The following is a 16206-nucleotide window of genomic DNA, read 5'->3' as shown; positions in this document are numbered from 1 at the left end:
CGGCGTCCCGATTATGGGCCAGGGAAGCGCTGGGCGTTATCCGCGGGTGACCGAAGCTTGATCTAGCGCAAACGGTTCCTCCATGCTTCGGCCGCTGGATGACGGCGCGGCGGCAGCCGCCCTGCCGGGGTAAACGCGCTTGCGCCAAGCATGGGGAGCTGCCTACCATGGCGTCCTTCGCACCCGTCCATCGTCCGCTTTATGTCCACGCCCTTGCCCCGTCTTCAACGCCAGAACGCCAACCGGGAGCGCATTCTGGCCGCCATACGGGAGGCCGCGATCGCCGCGTTCGACCAACACGGCTTTCGCGGCACGTCCACGCAGGACATCGCGACGCGGGCAGGGCTGTCCAAGCCGCAGCTGCATTACTACATCGTGAGCAAGGAAGCGCTGTACCAGGAGCTGTTGCAGGACGTGCTGCATGGATGGTCGGCGGGCTTCGTCTTCGAGGACCCGAATTCCGACCAGCCGGCCGACGTGCTGCGTCAGTACATCCGCAAGAAGGTGGACTACTCCCTGGACTTCGCCGCGCTGTCGCGCATCTTCACGCGAGAGCTGCTGGACGGCGGTCCCAACCTGGGCCGCTATTGGCCCATTGCCCTGGCGTCCATCAACCAGAAGGTGGCCGTGATCGAGAACTGGATGCGTGCCGGGCAGATCCGCCGCACCGATCCACGGCTGCTGCTCATCAACATCTGGAGCATGACCCAGCACTACGCGGACTATGACATCCAGGTCCGCATCATGCTCGGCGTCGCGCCGGGCGCGCCCATGGACCGCGAGCCGATAGTGCAGTCCATCACCGATATGGTGCTCCGCTGCTGCGGCTTGGTGCATGACTGAGGCGGGTCTGGCGTCGCTCCCGGGGAGAAAGCTGGCATAGGTATTGCTTATTCTGACCAAGTGGTCAAACCATTTAGTCAAAAACTGAGCAATGCCTGTTTCCGCCGATGCCTACCCCTTGAATCTGGTCGTGCGCGAGGTCACCGACCTCACGCCGGAGATACGCGCCTATCGCCTGGCGGCCCAGGACGGCGGCGCCCTGCCGCCATGGGAGGCGGGCGCCCACCTGGCGTTCAAGCTCGATGACGGACTGGCGCGCGCGTATTCGCTGTGCGGCGATCCGGACCACGGCGGCTGCTACGAAATCGCCGTCAAACGGGAAGACCTTGGGCGCGGCGGTTCGCTGGCGATGCATCGCCAGGCGGGGCCGGGGGCTGGTCTGCGAGCCAGTCTTCCGCGCAATCATTTCGCGTTGGCGAGCGATGCGAGCTGCCAGCTGTTGCTGGGCGGCGGCATAGGCGTGACGCCGCTGCTCGCCATGGCGCGAGTCCTGCATCGCACCGGCCAGCGTTTCCAGCTGGCGGTGTTCTGCCGGTCCGAGCGGCACCTGCCGCTGCCGGCGGATTGGCGCGGGCAGGCGTGGGCCGATTCCGTACTGCTGCATTTCGACGATCCCGCGGCGCCGCAGAAACTGGATCTGCCGCGCTTGCTCGCCGACGTGCCGGAGGACGGGCATGTGTACTACTGCGGCCCCGAAGGATTCATGCAGGCCGTGCGGGCAAGCAGCGGCCACCTGTCCGATACGCAACTGCATAGCGAACACTTTGGCGCGGTCCTGTCCGCGGGCGCGGGCGCAAGCGGCGGGGCTGGCGAAGCCCGCTCCGCCGTGGAACTGGTGCTGGCCCGGCAGCAACGCAGCGTTGCCGTGGGGCCCGGCGAGACCCTGGCGCATGCCCTGCATCTTGCCGGCGTGGCGCTGGACACCGTGTGCGAACAAGGCGTGTGCGGCTCATGCGTCACGCGCTATCTGGATGGCCGACCCGAGCACCACGACAGTTGCCTCGATGCCGATGAACGGCGCGAGTACGTCGCGCTGTGCTGCGCGACGTGTGCCTCTCCCACGCTGGTGCTCGATCTATGAATATGCCCACCTACCTGCATGGCCTGCGCTTGCCCGCCTGGATGGAGGCGCCCCGCGACGCCGCGGGGCTGACCGACATCTCCATCGCCGGCGGGTGTATCGCCGCCCTGTTGCCGAGCGCGCCGCACGCGCCGCATGGCGCCTGGCAAGCAGGTGGGGCATTGGCCTTGCCCGCGTTGGTCGACGCCCACACCCACCTTGACAAGACCTTCACCCGCGCCCGCCTGGGCGACGTGCAACCCGGCCTGTTGAACGCGATCCAGGCGATGATGCATGACCAGGCCGTATGGACCGAGGCGGACGTGCGCGAACGGGCCGGCCAGGGTTTGCAATGGGCCTGGGAGGCCGGCGTCGGCCGGCTGCGCACCCATTGCGACTGGCGCGAACCGCCCGGACGCGTGCCCATGGCCTGGCCGGTCCTGCTGGAGCTGGCGGAGCAATGGCGCGGCCGGATGGACATCGATTGCGTGAACCTCGCACCCCTGCCTTACTACGCAAGCCGTGACGAGGCCATGAGTCTGGCACGGCGTATCGCACGGGATGCGAAACACGCGTGCCTGGGGGCTTTCGTGCACACCAGCAATTGGCAGGCGGATGCGCTGGGGAACCTGGTGCGCGCCGCGGCCGATACCGGGCTGCGCCTGGACCTGCACGTGGACGAAGAACTGGCGCCGGAAGCCGTGGGCCTGTCCACCGTGGCCAGGCTGGCGAGCGTAACCGGCATGCGGGGGCGCATCGTATGCGGACATGCCTGTGCCCTGGCGGCCATGCCGCGCGACCAGGCCCTGCGCATCCTGGATGACGTCGCCGACGCCGGCATCCGGCTGGTCTGCCTGCCGGCCACCAACCTCCTGTTGCAGGATGCGAGGACCGGCCATACGCCGCGCATGCGCGGGCTGACGCTGGTGCAGGAGGCACGCGAACGAGGCATACCCGTGCTGCTCGCCAGCGACAACGTGCAGGATCCCTTCTGCGCCAGCGGCAGCTATGACCCGCTGGACGCGCTGGGCCTGGGCGCGCTCGCGGCGCAACTGGGCGACGTTTACGACGATTGGTCGCAAGCCGTCTGCCGCCGCGACTGGCTCGACGCCGGCGCGGGCGCCCCGCTGCGCGCGGGTGACGCGGCGGACCTCATCGTTCTTCCTGCCTCCAACCGGGCCGGTTTTCCGTCCCGCGCCTGGCCACGCCTGGTGCTGCGCCGCGGCGTGTTCGTTTCTTCCGTTTCCGCGGACATGCCGCGCGAAGCACCGCATCCGCGAACGCCAGCGGACCACATCCATTGAATCCACAAGGGGAGCTCCGTCATGTCCAAGTTTCGTCCCGTTCTTTCCGGCCTCTGCATAGGCATGGCGGCGTGCGCGCTGTCGGGCGCGGCGCAGGCCGCGGACTTCACCTACATGACGAACTGGTACGCGCAGGCGGAACACGGCGGCATGTACCAGGCGCTGGCACAGGGCCTCTACGAGAAGGCCGGCTTGAACGTCACCATCAAGATGGGTGGGCCGCAGGTCAACACCGTGCAGATGATGGCGGGCGGCCAGGCGGACTGCGTGATGGGTTCCAGCGACCTGCAGATGCTGCAGACGCGCGCCAGCGGCGTGCCCGTGGTGACCGTCGCCGCGTGGCTGCAGAAAGACCCGCAGGCCTTGATCACGCACGAGGACGTGACCCGTTTCGAGGACCTGAAGGGCAAGACGATCCTGATCGGCGGCGGCGCCTATCGCAATTACTGGCCGTGGCTCAAGGCCAAGTACGGGCTGACCGATGCGCAGGCGCGGCCGTACACCTTCAACATCCAGCCCTTCATCGCCGACAGCAACGCGGCGCAGCAGGCGTATATCACCTCGGAGCCGTACGCGGTACAGAAGGCCGGCGTCAAGGCCAATGTCCTGATGTTCGCCGACCATGGCTATCCGGCGTATGCGTCCACGGTCACCTGCATGGAAGACACGGTGGCCAAGCGTGCGAAGGACATCTCGGCCTTCCTGCGCGCGACCGCCGAAGGCTGGAAGCGCTATCTCGCCGACCCGGCGCCGGGCAACGCGCTGATCAAGAAAGCCAATCCCAACATCACCGACGAGCAGCTCGCCTTCAGCCTGGCGCGGATGCGCGAGACCCAGCTGGTGACGAGCGGGGACGCCGCCACCCAGGGGATCGGCACCATCACGCAGGCGCGCGCGCAGGCCAGTTATGACTTCCTGGTGCGGTACGGCTTGCTGGATACCTCCAAGGTCAAGGTGAACGACGCCTATGACCTGCGGCTGGTGCAGGCCATCCATGTCCTGCCCTGAGCCGAGCCGCCGGAGAGACGCCGACATGTCAGCCCTGCCCGCAACGCCACGCACCGGCGCGGCACCCGCCGCGCCCGCCATCGAAGTCCTGTCGGCGGAGATGACCTATCCCAACGGCATGCGCTCGCTGGAACCGGTCGACCTGAAAGTCGGCGAAGGCGAATTCGTGACCTTGCTGGGGCCGTCGGGTTGCGGCAAGAGCACGTTGCTGAAGATGGTCGCGGGCCTGCTCGAACCTACCGATGGGCGTTTGCTGCTCTGGCGCCAGCCGGTTTCCAGACTGGCGTCGACCGGCCGGCGATTGGCCTTCGTGTTCCAGTCTCCCACGCTGATGCCCTGGGCCTCCGTGGAAACCAATGTCCGGCTGCCGCTGGACCTGGCGCGCGTGCCGCGCAAGCAGGCCCAGGACCGCGTGGCGGAAGCCCTGGAGCTGGTGGGGCTGTCGGGCTTCGCCCAGGCTTTGCCGCGCGCGCTGTCGGGCGGCATGCAGATGCGTGTATCGATCGCCCGCGCCCTGGCGACGGACCCGGACCTGCTCTTGATGGACGAGCCGTTCGGCGCACTGGACGAGATCACGCGGATGAAGCTCGACTCGGACCTGCTTGCGCTATGGCAGCGCAAGAAACTGACGGTGCTGTTCGTCACGCATTCCATCCACGAGGCGGTGTTCCTTTCCAACCGCGTGGTCGTGATGGCGGCCCGGCCGGGCCGCGTCGTCGAGACGCACGCCATCGAAGAGCCTTTTCCCCGCAAACCCGAGTTCATGGTCACCACCACGTTCAGCCGTTACGCGAAGACGCTGCAGGAAAGCCTGCTGCGCGCCAGCGGCGCCCATGAGGAGCGGATATGAGTACAGCCGCCGCCGCGTTCCGGTCGTCACGCAAACATATCGCTTACCCGCTCATGGTGGGCATCGTCCTGGTCGGCCTATGGCAAGCCTTGGTGTCGGCCCTGAAGTTGCCCGCCTACCTGGTACCGTCGCCGGCGCTGATGGTGCAGACGCTGTACGTCAACTGGCAGCCGCTGGGCCTGGCCCTGCTGTCCACCTTGAAGGTCACGGTGCTGGCTTTCCTGCTCGCCGCGGTCGCGGGCGTGCTGATCTCATTCGTATTCGTGCAGAGCAAGGCGATCGAGACGGCCTTGTTCCCTTATGTCGTGCTGTTGCAGGTGACGCCCATCGTGGCGGTCGCGCCGCTGATCATCATCTGGGTCAAGGATCCGGTGCTGTCGATGGTGCTCTGCGCGTCGCTGGTGGCGCTGTTCCCCATCATTTCCAACACCACGCTGGGACTGCGTAGCGTCGACCCGGACCTGGCCAGCTACTTCAAGCTGAACCAGGCCACGCGCCGGCAAACCCTGCTGCGCCTGCGGATTCCCAGCGCATTGCCCTATTTTTTCGGCGGCTTGCGCATATCGAGCGGGCTGGCGCTCATCGGCGCCGTAGTGGCCGAGTTCGTGGCCGGTACGGGCGGGATGGGGGCGGGCCTGGCCTACCAGATCCTGCAAGCCGGCTATCAACTCGACATTCCGCGCATGTTCGCGGCGCTGTTCCTGATTTCTCTTGCCGGCATCGCGCTGTTCGCCTTGATGTCCTGGCTGTCGCGGCGGGCGCTGCGCAGCTGGCATGCCAGCGAACACGAGCAGGACTAGCCGGCCCCCTCTTCATTTGGAGTCATACTCATGCTAGATGCGAACTCGGTCGCGCAGGCCTGCGCCGCGCTGCCCGCGCAGTTACCGGATCTGGATTGGATCACCGAGCCGATCAAGGTGAACCGCCTGTCCAGCGACTTCGCGTGGTTCAGCCCCGTGCTCAAGCGTACCTTGGCCGGCAAGCGTGCGGACCTGGTGGTGCGCCCGCGGTCCGAAGAGGAAATCCGCCGTGTCGTATCGGCCTGCGCCCGGGCCGGCGTGCCGATCACCCCGCGCGGGAGCGGCACGGGCAACTATGGCCAGTGCACCCCCTTGCAAGGCGGCGTCGTGCTGGACTTGAGCGCCTATGGACAAGCCCTGTGGGTGCGCGACGGCGTTGGGCGCGCCCAGGCGGGCGTGAAGCTGGGCGACTTCGACGCCTATGCGCGCGAGCACGGCCATGAATTGCGCTGGCTGCCCTCCACCTATCGCACGGCGACGCTGGGAGGTCTTTACGGCGGCGGGTTCGGCGGCGCGGGCTCGATTACCTACGGGCCGGTGGCGGCCACCGGCAATGTGCTCGGGGCGCGCGTGATGACCATCGAGCCGGAGCCGCGCGTGCTGGAATTGCGGGCGCCCGACGCGCTCCTGTTGCATCACACCTATGGGACCACGGGCATCGTCCTGGAGCTGGAAGTGGCGCTGGCGCCGGCACAGGATTGGCTGGAATGCATCGCCGTCTTCGATGACTTCGAGAACGGCCTGCGCTTCGCCGACGACGTGGCGCGATCGCCCGGCCTGATCAAGAAGGAGATCAGTTTCCTGGGCGCGCCTATCCCCGCTTATTTCAATGCCCTGGCGGACAGCCTGCCCGCCGGTTGCCATGCCGTCATCCTGCTGGTCCATCCGGCTTCCGAGCAGGGCATGCTGGAGTGCCTCGCGCGCCGCGGCGGCAGTTTGTCCTATCGCAAAACGGCGCAGGAGGCGCGGCAGAGCGCGCGCTACCTGATCGAATTCACCTGGAATCACACCACGCTGAACGCGCTCAAGCACGACAAGAGCCTGACCTACATCCAGAGCGCCTTCGATCCGAACCGCTATGTGGAGCAGGCGCTGGAGATGGAGTCGAAGCTGGCGGGCGAGGTTCTCATGCACCTGGAGTTCCTGCGCAACCGCGAAGGCCAGCTGACGTGCAGCGGCCTGCAGATCATCCGCTATCGTTCCGACGAGCGGCTGCAGGAGATCATGCAGATACACCGTGACCATGGGGTCGGCATCAACAACCCGCATGTCTACATTGTCGAGGACGGCAAGCAGGGACGCGTGAATCCCGACATCGTCGCGATGAAGGCGCGCATCGATCCCGACGGCCTGCTCAACCCCGGCAAGCTGCGCGGCTGGGAAGAGCGTGCCGCCCGCGCGGCCGCCGCCTCGGCTTGAGGAGATGCACACCATGTCGAGATTGACGGTGCCGCCCCCGCAAACGCTTTCCATGCATACCCGCGATGGGGTGCGCCTGGATGCGGACGTCTACAGGCCGGAAGGGCAGGGGCCTTATCCGGTGCTGCTGATGCGGCAGGCCTATGGCCGGCGTATCGCGTGCGCGATCTGCTACGCGCATCCGAGCTGGTACGCCTCGCACGGTTATATCGTGGTCGTGCAGGACATACGCGGACGCGGGACTTCCGAAGGCGAATTCCTGATCGGCGAACACGACGCGCAGGACGGCGCGGATGCGGTCGCATGGGCGGCTGGCCTCCCGGGCAGCAACGGCCGGGTCGGCATGTATGGGTTTTCCTATCAGGGGTACAACCAGCTGATGGCCGCCAGCGCAGCGGGCCCGGCCCTGCAAGCCATTGCACCGGCCATGACGCCCTGGGATTCGCGTGAGGGCTGGGCGTGGAAACAGGGGGCGCTGCGCTTGCAGAGCACGCTGGGCTGGGCCACGCAGTTGGCGTCGGAGACGGCGCGCCGGCGCGGCGATGCGCAGGCCTATGCCGAACTGATGGCCGCCGCGCGCGCGCTGCCCTTGAACGAGGCCGTCACGGCCTGGCCCCGCTACATGCGCCAGCATGCGGACCTTACCCATTACGCGCGATGGCTGGAGACGCCGGCCGACGATCCGTACTGGCGGCGCATCTCCGCCGCCGCGCACGCGGCCGAGATTGCGGCGCGGCGCATACCCACCTTCTTCATCGGCGGTTGGCATGACCCTTACAACGAGACCGCGCTGCAGGCGTATCGCGACCTGAGCTCGCTCGGCGCCGGGCCCATGCGCATGGATATCGGCCCGTGGGCGCACTTTCCTTGGGCGCGCAAGACGGCTGGTGTGGACTACGGCCCGGATGCCGAAACCGATATCGACGCGCGGCAGGTGCGCTGGTTCGACCGTTGGCTCAAGGATATCGACAATGGGATCGACGCCGAACCCCCGATACGGGCTTTCGATCTGGGGCGCAAATGCTGGCGCGTTTTCGAGCGCTGGCCGGAGCACGTGTCGCGCTGGGCGCTGGCCGGCAACGGCCTGGCGGCGCTGCGCCTGGGCGATGGCCGCTTGCTGCCCGACGGCGAACCATGGCCGGAAACGCCGGGCCATGACAGCGTCGTCAACGATCCGTGGCGCCCCGCGCCTTCCGCCGGTGGACCCTACGGCACGCCGCCGGGTCCGGTGGACCGGCAGGCGGTGGATCAGCGTCCGGATGTCATGACCTTCGATTCCGCCCCGCTGCATGCGCCGCTGGACATCGCGGGCGAAGTCTCGGCCGTCCTGTACCTGAGTTGTGACCAGGCCGACTTCGACGTGTCATGCAGCCTGAACCGGATCCAGCCGGACGGCCGCTCGCAGGTGATCGCCGATGGCTATGCACGCGTCCGGGAATGGCGGCCGGACGCGCCGGTGACCGTGGCGATGCATGCGGCCTGCGTGACCCTGCAGAAGGGAGAGTCGTTCCGCGTGGCGGTGGCCGCGTCGGCGTATCCGGCCTATGCGGTGAATCCCGGCACCGGCGCCGACCCGGCATCGGTGCCGGCCGTGCGTATGCCCATCACCACGCTGTCGGTCCACTACGGGCCGGGCACGCAATCCGAGGTCCGGCTGACGCTGGGCACCCCAATCGACGCAGGGAGTACGCAATGACGGCCACGCCATCGACCCGCTCCGTGCCCAGCCGGCTCTGGGTGGAAATGACGTCTCCCCAGTTTTCCAGCCTGCCGGTGGACACGGTAGCCATCCTGCCGGTCGCGGCGATCGAGCAGCATGGTCCGCACTTGCCCGTCTACGTGGATGCCTGCCTGAATGCCGGCGTGGTGGAGCGCGCCATGTCCCTGGTGGCGCCCGAGGTGCCTGCCGTGTTCCTGCCCATGCAGGCCATCGGCAAATCGAACGAGCACCAGGCCTTCCCGGGCACGCTGACCCTGCGCGCGGAAACGCTGATCGCGCTGCTGACCGATATCGGCGAAAGCGTGCACCGGGCGGGTTTGCGCAAGCTGGTGCTGTTCAACTCCCACGGCGGGCAGCCGCAGGTCATGGATATCGTCGCGCGCGATCTGCGCGTGCGCCTGGGCATGTTCGTGGTCTGCGCCGCGACCTGGAGCTTCGGCTGGCCGGATCGCGATGCCTTCAGCGAGACGGAGCGCATCCATGGCATCCATGGGGGAGGCAAGGAAACCTCGATGATGCTGGCGTTGCGACCAGACCTGGTGCGCATGGAGCTGGCCGGCGACTTCACGCCCGCCAGCGTCGCCATCGAACAGCGGTACAAGCATCTGCGTGCCGAAGGCAAGGTCGGCTTCGGTTGGCAGGCTCAGGACCTGCATCCCAGCGGCGCCAGCGGCAATGCGCTGGATGCGGACGCCGGACGAGGTGCCGCGATCGTCGAGCATGCCGCATCGGGCCTCGCCGAGCTGATCGCCGAAGTCCACGCTTATCCGCTCGATGCGATCAGGAGCATGCCATGACGCCGGACGATGATCTGATCCCCCTGGGCAGCGCCCGCGGCAACCAGTGGCGCGTATCCGCGACGCACGCCAGCCTGGTACGCGAACCTCGACCCGCCAGAGCCGTGCGCTTGCCGGCCCAGCCGCAATCCCTGACGGTGGATCTCGCGCGCAGCGCGCTGGTCGTGATCGACATGCAGAACGACTTCTGCCATCCGCAAGGTTGGCTGAGCGCGGTGGTCGGGGTCGATGTCACGCCGGCTCGCCAGCCTATCGCGCCGCTGGCCGCTCTGCTGCCGCGCGTGCGTCGCGCGGGCATGCCGGTGCTGTGGGTCAACTGGGGCAATCGTCCCGACCTCATGAACCTGAGCCCGTCCGTCGTTCACGTCTACAAGCCTTCGGGCCGGGGCACGGGCCTGGGTGATCCGCTGCCGTCGCGCCCCGACCGCGTGCTGGAGGCGGGATCGTGGGCCGCCGATGTCGTGGAAGAACTGCGCATCGAGACGTCGGACATACGCGTCGACAAATACCGCATGAGCGGATTCTGGGACACGCCGCTGGACGCCATCCTGCGCAATCTGGGCGTGTCGACCTTGTTCTTTGCCGGCGTCAATGCCGATCAATGTGTGCTGGCGACGTTGATCGACGCCAATTGCCTGGGCTACGACTGTGTCTACCTGGACGATTGCTGCGCGACGACGTCGCCGGATTTCTGCCTGCAAGCCACCCGCTACAACGTGCGCCAGTGCTTCGGCTTCACCGCCACGAGCACCGACCTGCCGCAAGGATAACCACCGTGATTCCCAAGGCCATCAGGAAATCCCTGGACCAATGTCCGGCTTATCGCATCTCGGCCGGCGACACCAACTACTTCGCCCTGATCTTCGATGGCGAAGGCGAGGGCTGCGACCTGGTCGCCGTGGTCGAGATTTTCGAGCCCGGCGGCCGTACCCCGCCGAACGTGCATGCGCGCGCGCATGAGATGTTCTTCATCCTTGCCGGCGAAGGGCGGGCCTATGCGGACGGCGCCGTGCTCGACTTGCGGCAGGGCGACGCCATGCTGGTCAGGCCGGGGGCCCATCACGCGGTGGAAAACACGGGCAGTGGCAAGCTCTACTGCCTGACCGTGATGGCGCCCGACGAAGACTTCGCTGCCCTCATACGCCGCGGTATTCCCGTCAGCCTGACCGAAGAGGACCATGCCGTCCTGCGCCGGGCGCCATTCGGTACCCGGGATGCTGGCGCGGCGCTCACCGAACCGCGCGTATGACACAGCCGACAGCCAGCATGGCCAGGGCGCCCACGGTGAAGGTCGTCATCGGCATGCCGCGCGCCATGTCGCGGGCGATCTGCGGCGTGCGCGGGGCCGCCAGTTGCAGCCGGCGCTTGGTCATCTGCGTGCCCAGTTCCTGCAGGCGCGTCTCGGAAAACAGCCGCTCGGCTTCCGGCAGCACGACGGTTTCCTCGTCGGCGACGTGGTGGATCACGTCGCGCATCAAGGCCATCAGGGTATCGTCGTAGCGTGGATCGGTGGGCGTCATGGCGCGCAGGTCGGCGATCAGCCGGCGCATTTCCATGTGCTCCGGCACGCTCTTGTTCAGCACCTCGTTGCTGGTGACGGCCTGCACGGCAGGATAGAAGATTTCTTCCTCGAGCGTGGCGTGGATCTCCAGCGCCGTACAGATCACGCCGACCAGGCCAGCCTTGCGCGATGCCGGAAGGTCCTCGTGATAGCGGTGGAAAGTGGTGAGGACGTGGGTGTGATCCAGGCGGATCATGTTCGTCGCGCGGGGGATCAGGCGCCGGTACAGGGGCTTGCCTTGCTCGGCGGAATGGGCGGCGTCGTAGGGAAGGTCGGTAGCGTTCATGGCGGCCTCTCGTGCAGGGCGGCCGGGAGTCGGCCGATGGAGGCCAGCGAGCAAGAGCTATTCCTGTCCCGTGTCCCGTGTCCCGCGTTCCAGGTCCCCGGTCCCCGGTCCCCGGTCCCCGGTCCCTGGTCCCAGGTCCAGAACATGCTGCCGTCGCGCGGGCGACGCCACGGCGTGCGCCCCTACTTCAGCATGGGCAGAGCATGGACCAGATACGCACGACACGCCGCGCGCAAACCCGATACTCCTCGGCCTATACGTGGGCAGGATACGCGCTGGGCTTTGCGATGAGCGGGTTCTTCGACGGGATACTGCTGCACCAGATCCTGCAGTGGCACCACCTGCTGTCCGGGCTGCAGTCCGCCCGCTTCGCCGACCTGCGCGTGCAGGTCCTGGCGGATGGGCTGTTTCACGCCGTGATGTACTTGATCGCCCTGGCGGGTTTCTATCTGCTGTATCGCGCGCGCGCCGATCTCTCGCTGCCACGCGCGGGCCGGCGCCTGCTGGCCAATTTCTGGCTCGGATTCGGCACGTGGCACGTCGTCGACGCCGTGCTTTCGCATTGGGTCACCCGGATCCACCGCATCCGCATGGATAGTGCGTATCCGTCGGCATGGGATCTCGCATGGCTTGCGGCTTTCGGCCTGCTGCCTCTTGCGCTGGGATGGTGGATGCGCCGGCGGCCCGGGGATGCGCCGGGTGCGGGCCGGGGCCTGGTGGCGAGTCTGGTGGGCGCCTGCCTGTTCGCGGGAAGCGTCAACCTGATGCCGCTGCGTGGCGCAGGAGATACGCTGACGGTCGTGCTGCGTCCCGGGGCGACGGGCGCCGGCCTGCTGGCGGCGGTGGAAGGCACGCAGGCACGCGTGGCCTGGGCCGATCCGTCCGGCGCCGTCTGGGTATTGCGCGGCGACGCCGGCCTGGACCCATGGCGCTTCTACCGCCATGGCGCGATGTACGTCGGTGGGCAGGGAGCGCTCGCTGGCTGCGCGGCATGGCTGGGCACCCGGGCCGACCGTTCGCTTTGAACGTCTACGACCAGGTTTCCCGCAGCGCCTGACGCAGTTGGCCTTCGAAGGCTTCCCGGGTGTCGGCGGACACGTAGCGGGCCAATTCGAGACGGGTGGCGCCATGGTGCAGCCACAGCGTGTCCGGCGCATCGGCCGACTTGATCAGGCGGGTCTGGCTGGACGGAAACACGTAGCGGTCATGCCGCCGTCCGCGGTCCACGTCGACGTGGACCTGCCCATCCGTATCCACGCGCACGATCTCGCCGTCGATGGCGTGATGCGCGTAGGCGAGCGCCGCGACCGCGATGCCCAGCAATTCGGCGCCGCAGAACACAGGCACCAGCCAGACTCCACGAATCCAGCAACCCACCGCCACCAGCGCGGAGATCCCCATCAGCACGCCGATTGCCGCCAGGTATTGCGTGGGTCGCAGCGCGCAATTGCGCTTGAGCCGCCAGCTGCGCGGCCCGCGTGGCCTGCCGGCGGACGCGCGACGGACCGCATCCGGCGGCGGCGCGGCGGACAGCAGTTCGTGGAGGTCATCGCGGATCAGCCTCATTCGACCTAGAGCGGCGCGTGAGAAGTCGACTTGGCGGCAAGTGCTGCCGCCGGTCCAGGCCGTCCATCGTACATCGTGGGCAGGAACCGCGCCTGACGCCGCATGACAGGTGTCTCGCGTCCTGCCTGACCTGCCTGACGTGCCTATAGGCCGGCGCCCCTGACCGCGACCATGATCATGTCGCGCACCCAGTTCGTCATTGTGCCGTGCGGTGGGCCAAGGGTGACGTCGTCGGCCTTTTCCGTGGCAGCCTGCGCCACCACGCTCGCGGTGGCGGGTTCATGGGACGGGCTCATGGACATGGCGATCGCCATGTATGCCATGCCGGCTACACCGACTGCGGTCAGTATCTTGTGCGGGTTCATGTCACGCGGAATTCATCGATCGCCGTCATGGGCGCTGTGACGTACAGCGCGACGCTGGGAACGATTATGTCGCGAATCCGCGTATTTGGTTACTGTCTCTGCTGCGATTTGTACCGACGCAACACTTCGCCCGGTTGGCGGGATAGCCCTGGCGTGCGCCCAGGGACGAGGGCGCACGCCAGGGCTATCCTACGCCGCGCCGAACCGTCGCATGCGATCCACCATCTGCGGCGCCGCGCCCAGGTAGTTCGCCGGATCGCACAGGCGATCGATGGCGGCGCGGTCCAGGTGTTCGGTGACGCGCGCCTCACGCGCCAGCACGTCCGCCAGCCGGCATTGCTCCGCCAGCGCGACGCGGCAGGCGTCATAGACCACGTCGTGCGCGGTCTGGCGGCCCAGGTAGGGCGCCAGCCCCATCATCACCGCTTCGGAAACGATCAATCCGCCGGTCAGGTCGAGGTTGCGCCGCATGCGCTGCGTGTCGACTTCCAGCCCGCCTAGCATGAACCTGGCCTGGCGCAGCGCGCCGGCGGTCACGACGAACGATTCCGGGATGGCCGACCATTCGATATGCCAGGGACCGGTGGCGCGTTCGAAATCCTGGACCATGGCGTCGAGCGCCAGACCGGCATGCTGGCGCACCACCTTGGAGGCGCTCAGCATGAGCTCGCAGGAGATCGGATTGCGCTTCTGCGGCATCGTGCTGGAAGCGCCACGGCTCTTGACGAAGGGCTCGAAGGCCTCGGCGAGCTCGTTGGTCATCATCAGCATGATGTCCAGCGCGATCTTGCCCAGCGAACCGGTCACCAGGCCCAGGAACTGGACGGTTTCCGCCAGGCCGTCGCGCGCCACGTGCCAGGTGACGGGAGCCGAATGCAGGCCCAGTTCCTGCATCAGCGCTTCCTGCACCGCGATGCCCTGCTCGCCCAGGGACGCCAGCGTGCCGGCCGCGCCGCCGAACTGGCCGACCAGTGCGCGCGGACGCAGTTGCGCCAGCCGTTCGCGGTGGCGCCGTATCATCAACAGCCACACGGCGGCCTTGTAGCCGAAGGTCACGGGCAACGCGTGTTGCAGGTGCGTACGGCCAGCCATCGGCGTATCGCGGTAGCGCAAGGACAGTGCGTCGAGGATGCCGTCCAGTTCGGCGAGATCGGCATCGATCAGGTCGAGCGCCTCGCGCACCTGAAGGACGGTGGCGGTGTCCATGATGTCCTGCGTGGTGGCGCCCCAGTGCAGGTATTCGCCTTCGGGTCCGCACATGCGCGCCAGCTGGTGCACCAGCGGCAGGATGGGATAACCGACGATTTCGGTTTCGTGCTTCAGGACTTCCATGTCCAGCCGCGCGGCATCGGCGCGCGCGGTGATGGCGTCCGCGGCGGCCTGCGGGATGATGCCCAGGCGCGCCTGCACGCGGGCCAGCGCGACCTCCGTTTCGACATAGCGGCGCAGCGTGGCGGCGTCGTCGAACACCGCGCGCATCGCGGCGGTGCCGAACATGTCTTTGAATACGGCGGATTCGATTACGGATATAGGCATGGTGGATGTGATGCTTGGATAGGAATGGAAAGCCCGGCGCGGCCGTCGCCTGGGTACCGCGAATGGACCCAGGCGGCGCCCGCGCCGAGCGGGTCGCTATTGCAGCTTGATGTCGGCGTCCTTGACCACCTTGGCCCAGCGCGCCGTTTCCTGCTTGACGTAGTCCATGAAGCCGTCCGGCGTGGACGACGACGGGATATAGCCCAGTTCCTCGACGGTCTTGACGAACTTCGGATCCTGGACGGAATCGTTCAGGGCCTTGTTCAGCTTGGCGACCACGTCGGGAGGCGTGCCGGCGGGCGCGAGCAGGCCGTACCAGCCCTGGACCTCGAAGCCTTTCAGGCCGGCTTCCTGCACGGTCGGTACGTCCGGCATCAGCGCCACGCGCTGCGGGCTGGTGACGGCCACGACGTTCAGCCGGCCGGCCTTGGCCAGATGCAGCGAGTCCGGGCCGGCGAATACCGCGTTGACTTCACCGCCCATCGCTGCCGTCACCGACGGGCCGCCGCCTTTGTAGGGGACGTGCAGCAGCTTCACGCCGGCGGTGGTGGCGAACAGTTCGGTCGCCAGGTGGCTGGTGTTGCCGTTGCCGGCGGACGCGACCGACAGGCTGCCTGGATGCTCCTTGGCGTACTGGATGATCTCGGGCACCGTCTTGGCAGGGAACTTCGGGCTGGTGTAAAGCACCAGCGGCAGCTTGGCCACCATGCCGATGGAGCTGAAGTCCTTCACGGAGTCGTAGGGCAGGTTGGGGTACAGGCTGGGATTGATGGCATGGGCGGCCAGCACCATCACCAGCGTGTAGCCGTCCGGCTTGGCGCGCGCGACGTACTGCGTGCCGATGACGCTGCCGGCGCCCGCCTTGTACGACACGACGATGGGCACGCCGAGTTTCTCCTGCAGCACGGCCGACAGCGGACGCGCCACCGCATCGGCGGTGCCGCCGGGCGGGTAGGGGATGATCAATTCCACGGGGTGGTCGGGGAAGGGACCGGCATGCGCGGCGGTGGCCAGGGCCAGCGCCGCGGCGCCGACCAGATGCTTGAACAGGTGTTTCATCGTGCTTGTCTCCGATTCGTATCGTTGATTGT

The 16206-nt window shown here is 67.4% G+C and carries 17 protein-coding genes; 12 read left to right on the top strand and 5 right to left on the bottom strand.

The features are described from left to right. Positions 1-201: 201 nt before the first annotated feature. The 11 genes from CAL12_RS24515 (at position 202) to CAL12_RS24465 (ending at position 11050) form a co-directional block, all read left to right on the top strand. Positions 202-843, top strand: coding sequence for a TetR family transcriptional regulator C-terminal domain-containing protein (locus CAL12_RS24515; protein WP_086066989.1), 642 nt, complete (start codon positions 202-204; stop codon positions 841-843). A gap of 91 nt (positions 844-934) precedes the next feature. After that, positions 935-1924, top strand: a complete 990-nt coding sequence (locus CAL12_RS24510; RefSeq protein WP_086066988.1) for a PDR/VanB family oxidoreductase — start codon at positions 935-937, stop codon at positions 1922-1924. After that, positions 1921-3207, top strand: coding sequence for an amidohydrolase family protein (locus tag CAL12_RS24505; protein WP_086066987.1), 1287 nt, complete (start codon positions 1921-1923; stop codon positions 3205-3207). The genes CAL12_RS24510 and CAL12_RS24505 overlap by 4 nt, the downstream gene beginning before the upstream one ends. 21 nt (positions 3208-3228) lie before the next feature. Beyond that, positions 3229-4215, top strand: coding sequence for an ABC transporter substrate-binding protein (locus tag CAL12_RS24500; protein ID WP_086066986.1), 987 nt, complete (start codon positions 3229-3231; stop codon positions 4213-4215). Positions 4216-4240: 25 nt separating this feature from the next. Next, positions 4241-5065, top strand: a complete 825-nt coding sequence (locus tag CAL12_RS24495; RefSeq protein WP_086066985.1) for an ABC transporter ATP-binding protein — start codon at positions 4241-4243, stop codon at positions 5063-5065. Further along, on the top strand, positions 5062-5865 hold the full coding sequence (locus CAL12_RS24490; RefSeq protein ID WP_086066984.1) for an ABC transporter permease: 804 nt from the start codon (positions 5062-5064) through the stop codon (positions 5863-5865). Before CAL12_RS24495 ends, CAL12_RS24490 begins: the two co-directional genes overlap by 4 nt. 30 nt (positions 5866-5895) lie before the next feature. After that, positions 5896-7284: an FAD-binding oxidoreductase gene (locus CAL12_RS24485; protein WP_086066983.1), complete on the top strand. Its 1389-nt coding sequence runs from the start codon at positions 5896-5898 to the stop codon at positions 7282-7284. 13 nt (positions 7285-7297) lie between these two features. Next, on the top strand, positions 7298-8980 hold the full coding sequence (locus CAL12_RS24480; RefSeq protein WP_157793117.1) for a CocE/NonD family hydrolase: 1683 nt from the start codon (positions 7298-7300) through the stop codon (positions 8978-8980). Beyond that, a complete protein-coding gene (locus CAL12_RS24475; protein ID WP_198298321.1) occupies positions 8977-9801 on the top strand; it encodes a creatininase family protein in 825 nt (274 codons plus the stop codon). The genes CAL12_RS24480 and CAL12_RS24475 overlap by 4 nt, the downstream gene beginning before the upstream one ends. Further along, positions 9798-10571: a cysteine hydrolase family protein gene (locus CAL12_RS24470; RefSeq protein ID WP_086066981.1), complete on the top strand. Its 774-nt coding sequence runs from the start codon at positions 9798-9800 to the stop codon at positions 10569-10571. The genes CAL12_RS24475 and CAL12_RS24470 overlap by 4 nt, the downstream gene beginning before the upstream one ends. 5 nt (positions 10572-10576) lie before the next feature. After that, a complete protein-coding gene (locus tag CAL12_RS24465; RefSeq protein WP_086066980.1) occupies positions 10577-11050 on the top strand; it encodes a cupin domain-containing protein in 474 nt (157 codons plus the stop codon). On the opposite strand, the gene CAL12_RS24460 is transcribed toward CAL12_RS24465, so the two are convergent. Further along, positions 11031-11558, bottom strand: a complete 528-nt coding sequence (locus CAL12_RS24460) for a hemerythrin domain-containing protein (RefSeq protein ID WP_232464982.1) — start codon at positions 11556-11558, stop codon at positions 11031-11033. The genes CAL12_RS24465 and CAL12_RS24460 overlap by 20 nt on opposite strands. A gap of 293 nt (positions 11559-11851) precedes the next feature. Between CAL12_RS24460 and CAL12_RS24455 the strand changes: the two genes are divergently transcribed. Continuing rightward, positions 11852-12673 carry a DUF2243 domain-containing protein gene (locus CAL12_RS24455; RefSeq protein WP_086066978.1) on the top strand — a complete coding sequence of 274 codons (822 nt, stop codon included), beginning with the start codon at positions 11852-11854 and terminating at the stop codon, positions 12671-12673. A 4-nt stretch (positions 12674-12677) separates the two neighbouring features. On the opposite strand, the gene CAL12_RS24450 is transcribed toward CAL12_RS24455, so the two are convergent. The 4 genes from CAL12_RS24450 to CAL12_RS24435 all read right to left on the bottom strand — a co-directional run bounded on the left by CAL12_RS24450 (position 12678) and on the right by CAL12_RS24435 (position 16174). Further along, positions 12678-13214 (bottom strand): DUF2244 domain-containing protein, encoded by a 537-nt coding sequence (locus CAL12_RS24450; RefSeq protein WP_086066977.1) that lies wholly within the window; start codon positions 13212-13214, stop codon positions 12678-12680. A 143-nt stretch (positions 13215-13357) separates the two neighbouring features. Next, the gene (locus CAL12_RS24445) at positions 13358-13579 is read right to left on the bottom strand and encodes a hypothetical protein (RefSeq protein WP_086066976.1); all 222 of its coding nucleotides are present in this window, start codon (positions 13577-13579) and stop codon (positions 13358-13360) included. Between the two features lie 189 nt (positions 13580-13768). Next, positions 13769-15115 (bottom strand): class-II fumarase/aspartase family protein, encoded by a 1347-nt coding sequence (locus CAL12_RS24440; RefSeq protein WP_086066975.1) that lies wholly within the window; start codon positions 15113-15115, stop codon positions 13769-13771. A gap of 96 nt (positions 15116-15211) precedes the next feature. Beyond that, positions 15212-16174: a tripartite tricarboxylate transporter substrate binding protein gene (locus CAL12_RS24435; protein ID WP_086066974.1), complete on the bottom strand. Its 963-nt coding sequence runs from the start codon at positions 16172-16174 to the stop codon at positions 15212-15214. Between the last annotated feature and the right edge of the window lie 32 nt (positions 16175-16206).

The organism is Bordetella genomosp. 8, from assembly GCF_002119685.1.
GTDB lineage: Bacteria > Pseudomonadota > Gammaproteobacteria > Burkholderiales > Burkholderiaceae_B > Bordetella_C.
This window is presented reverse-complemented; position numbering and strand designations above follow the sequence as displayed.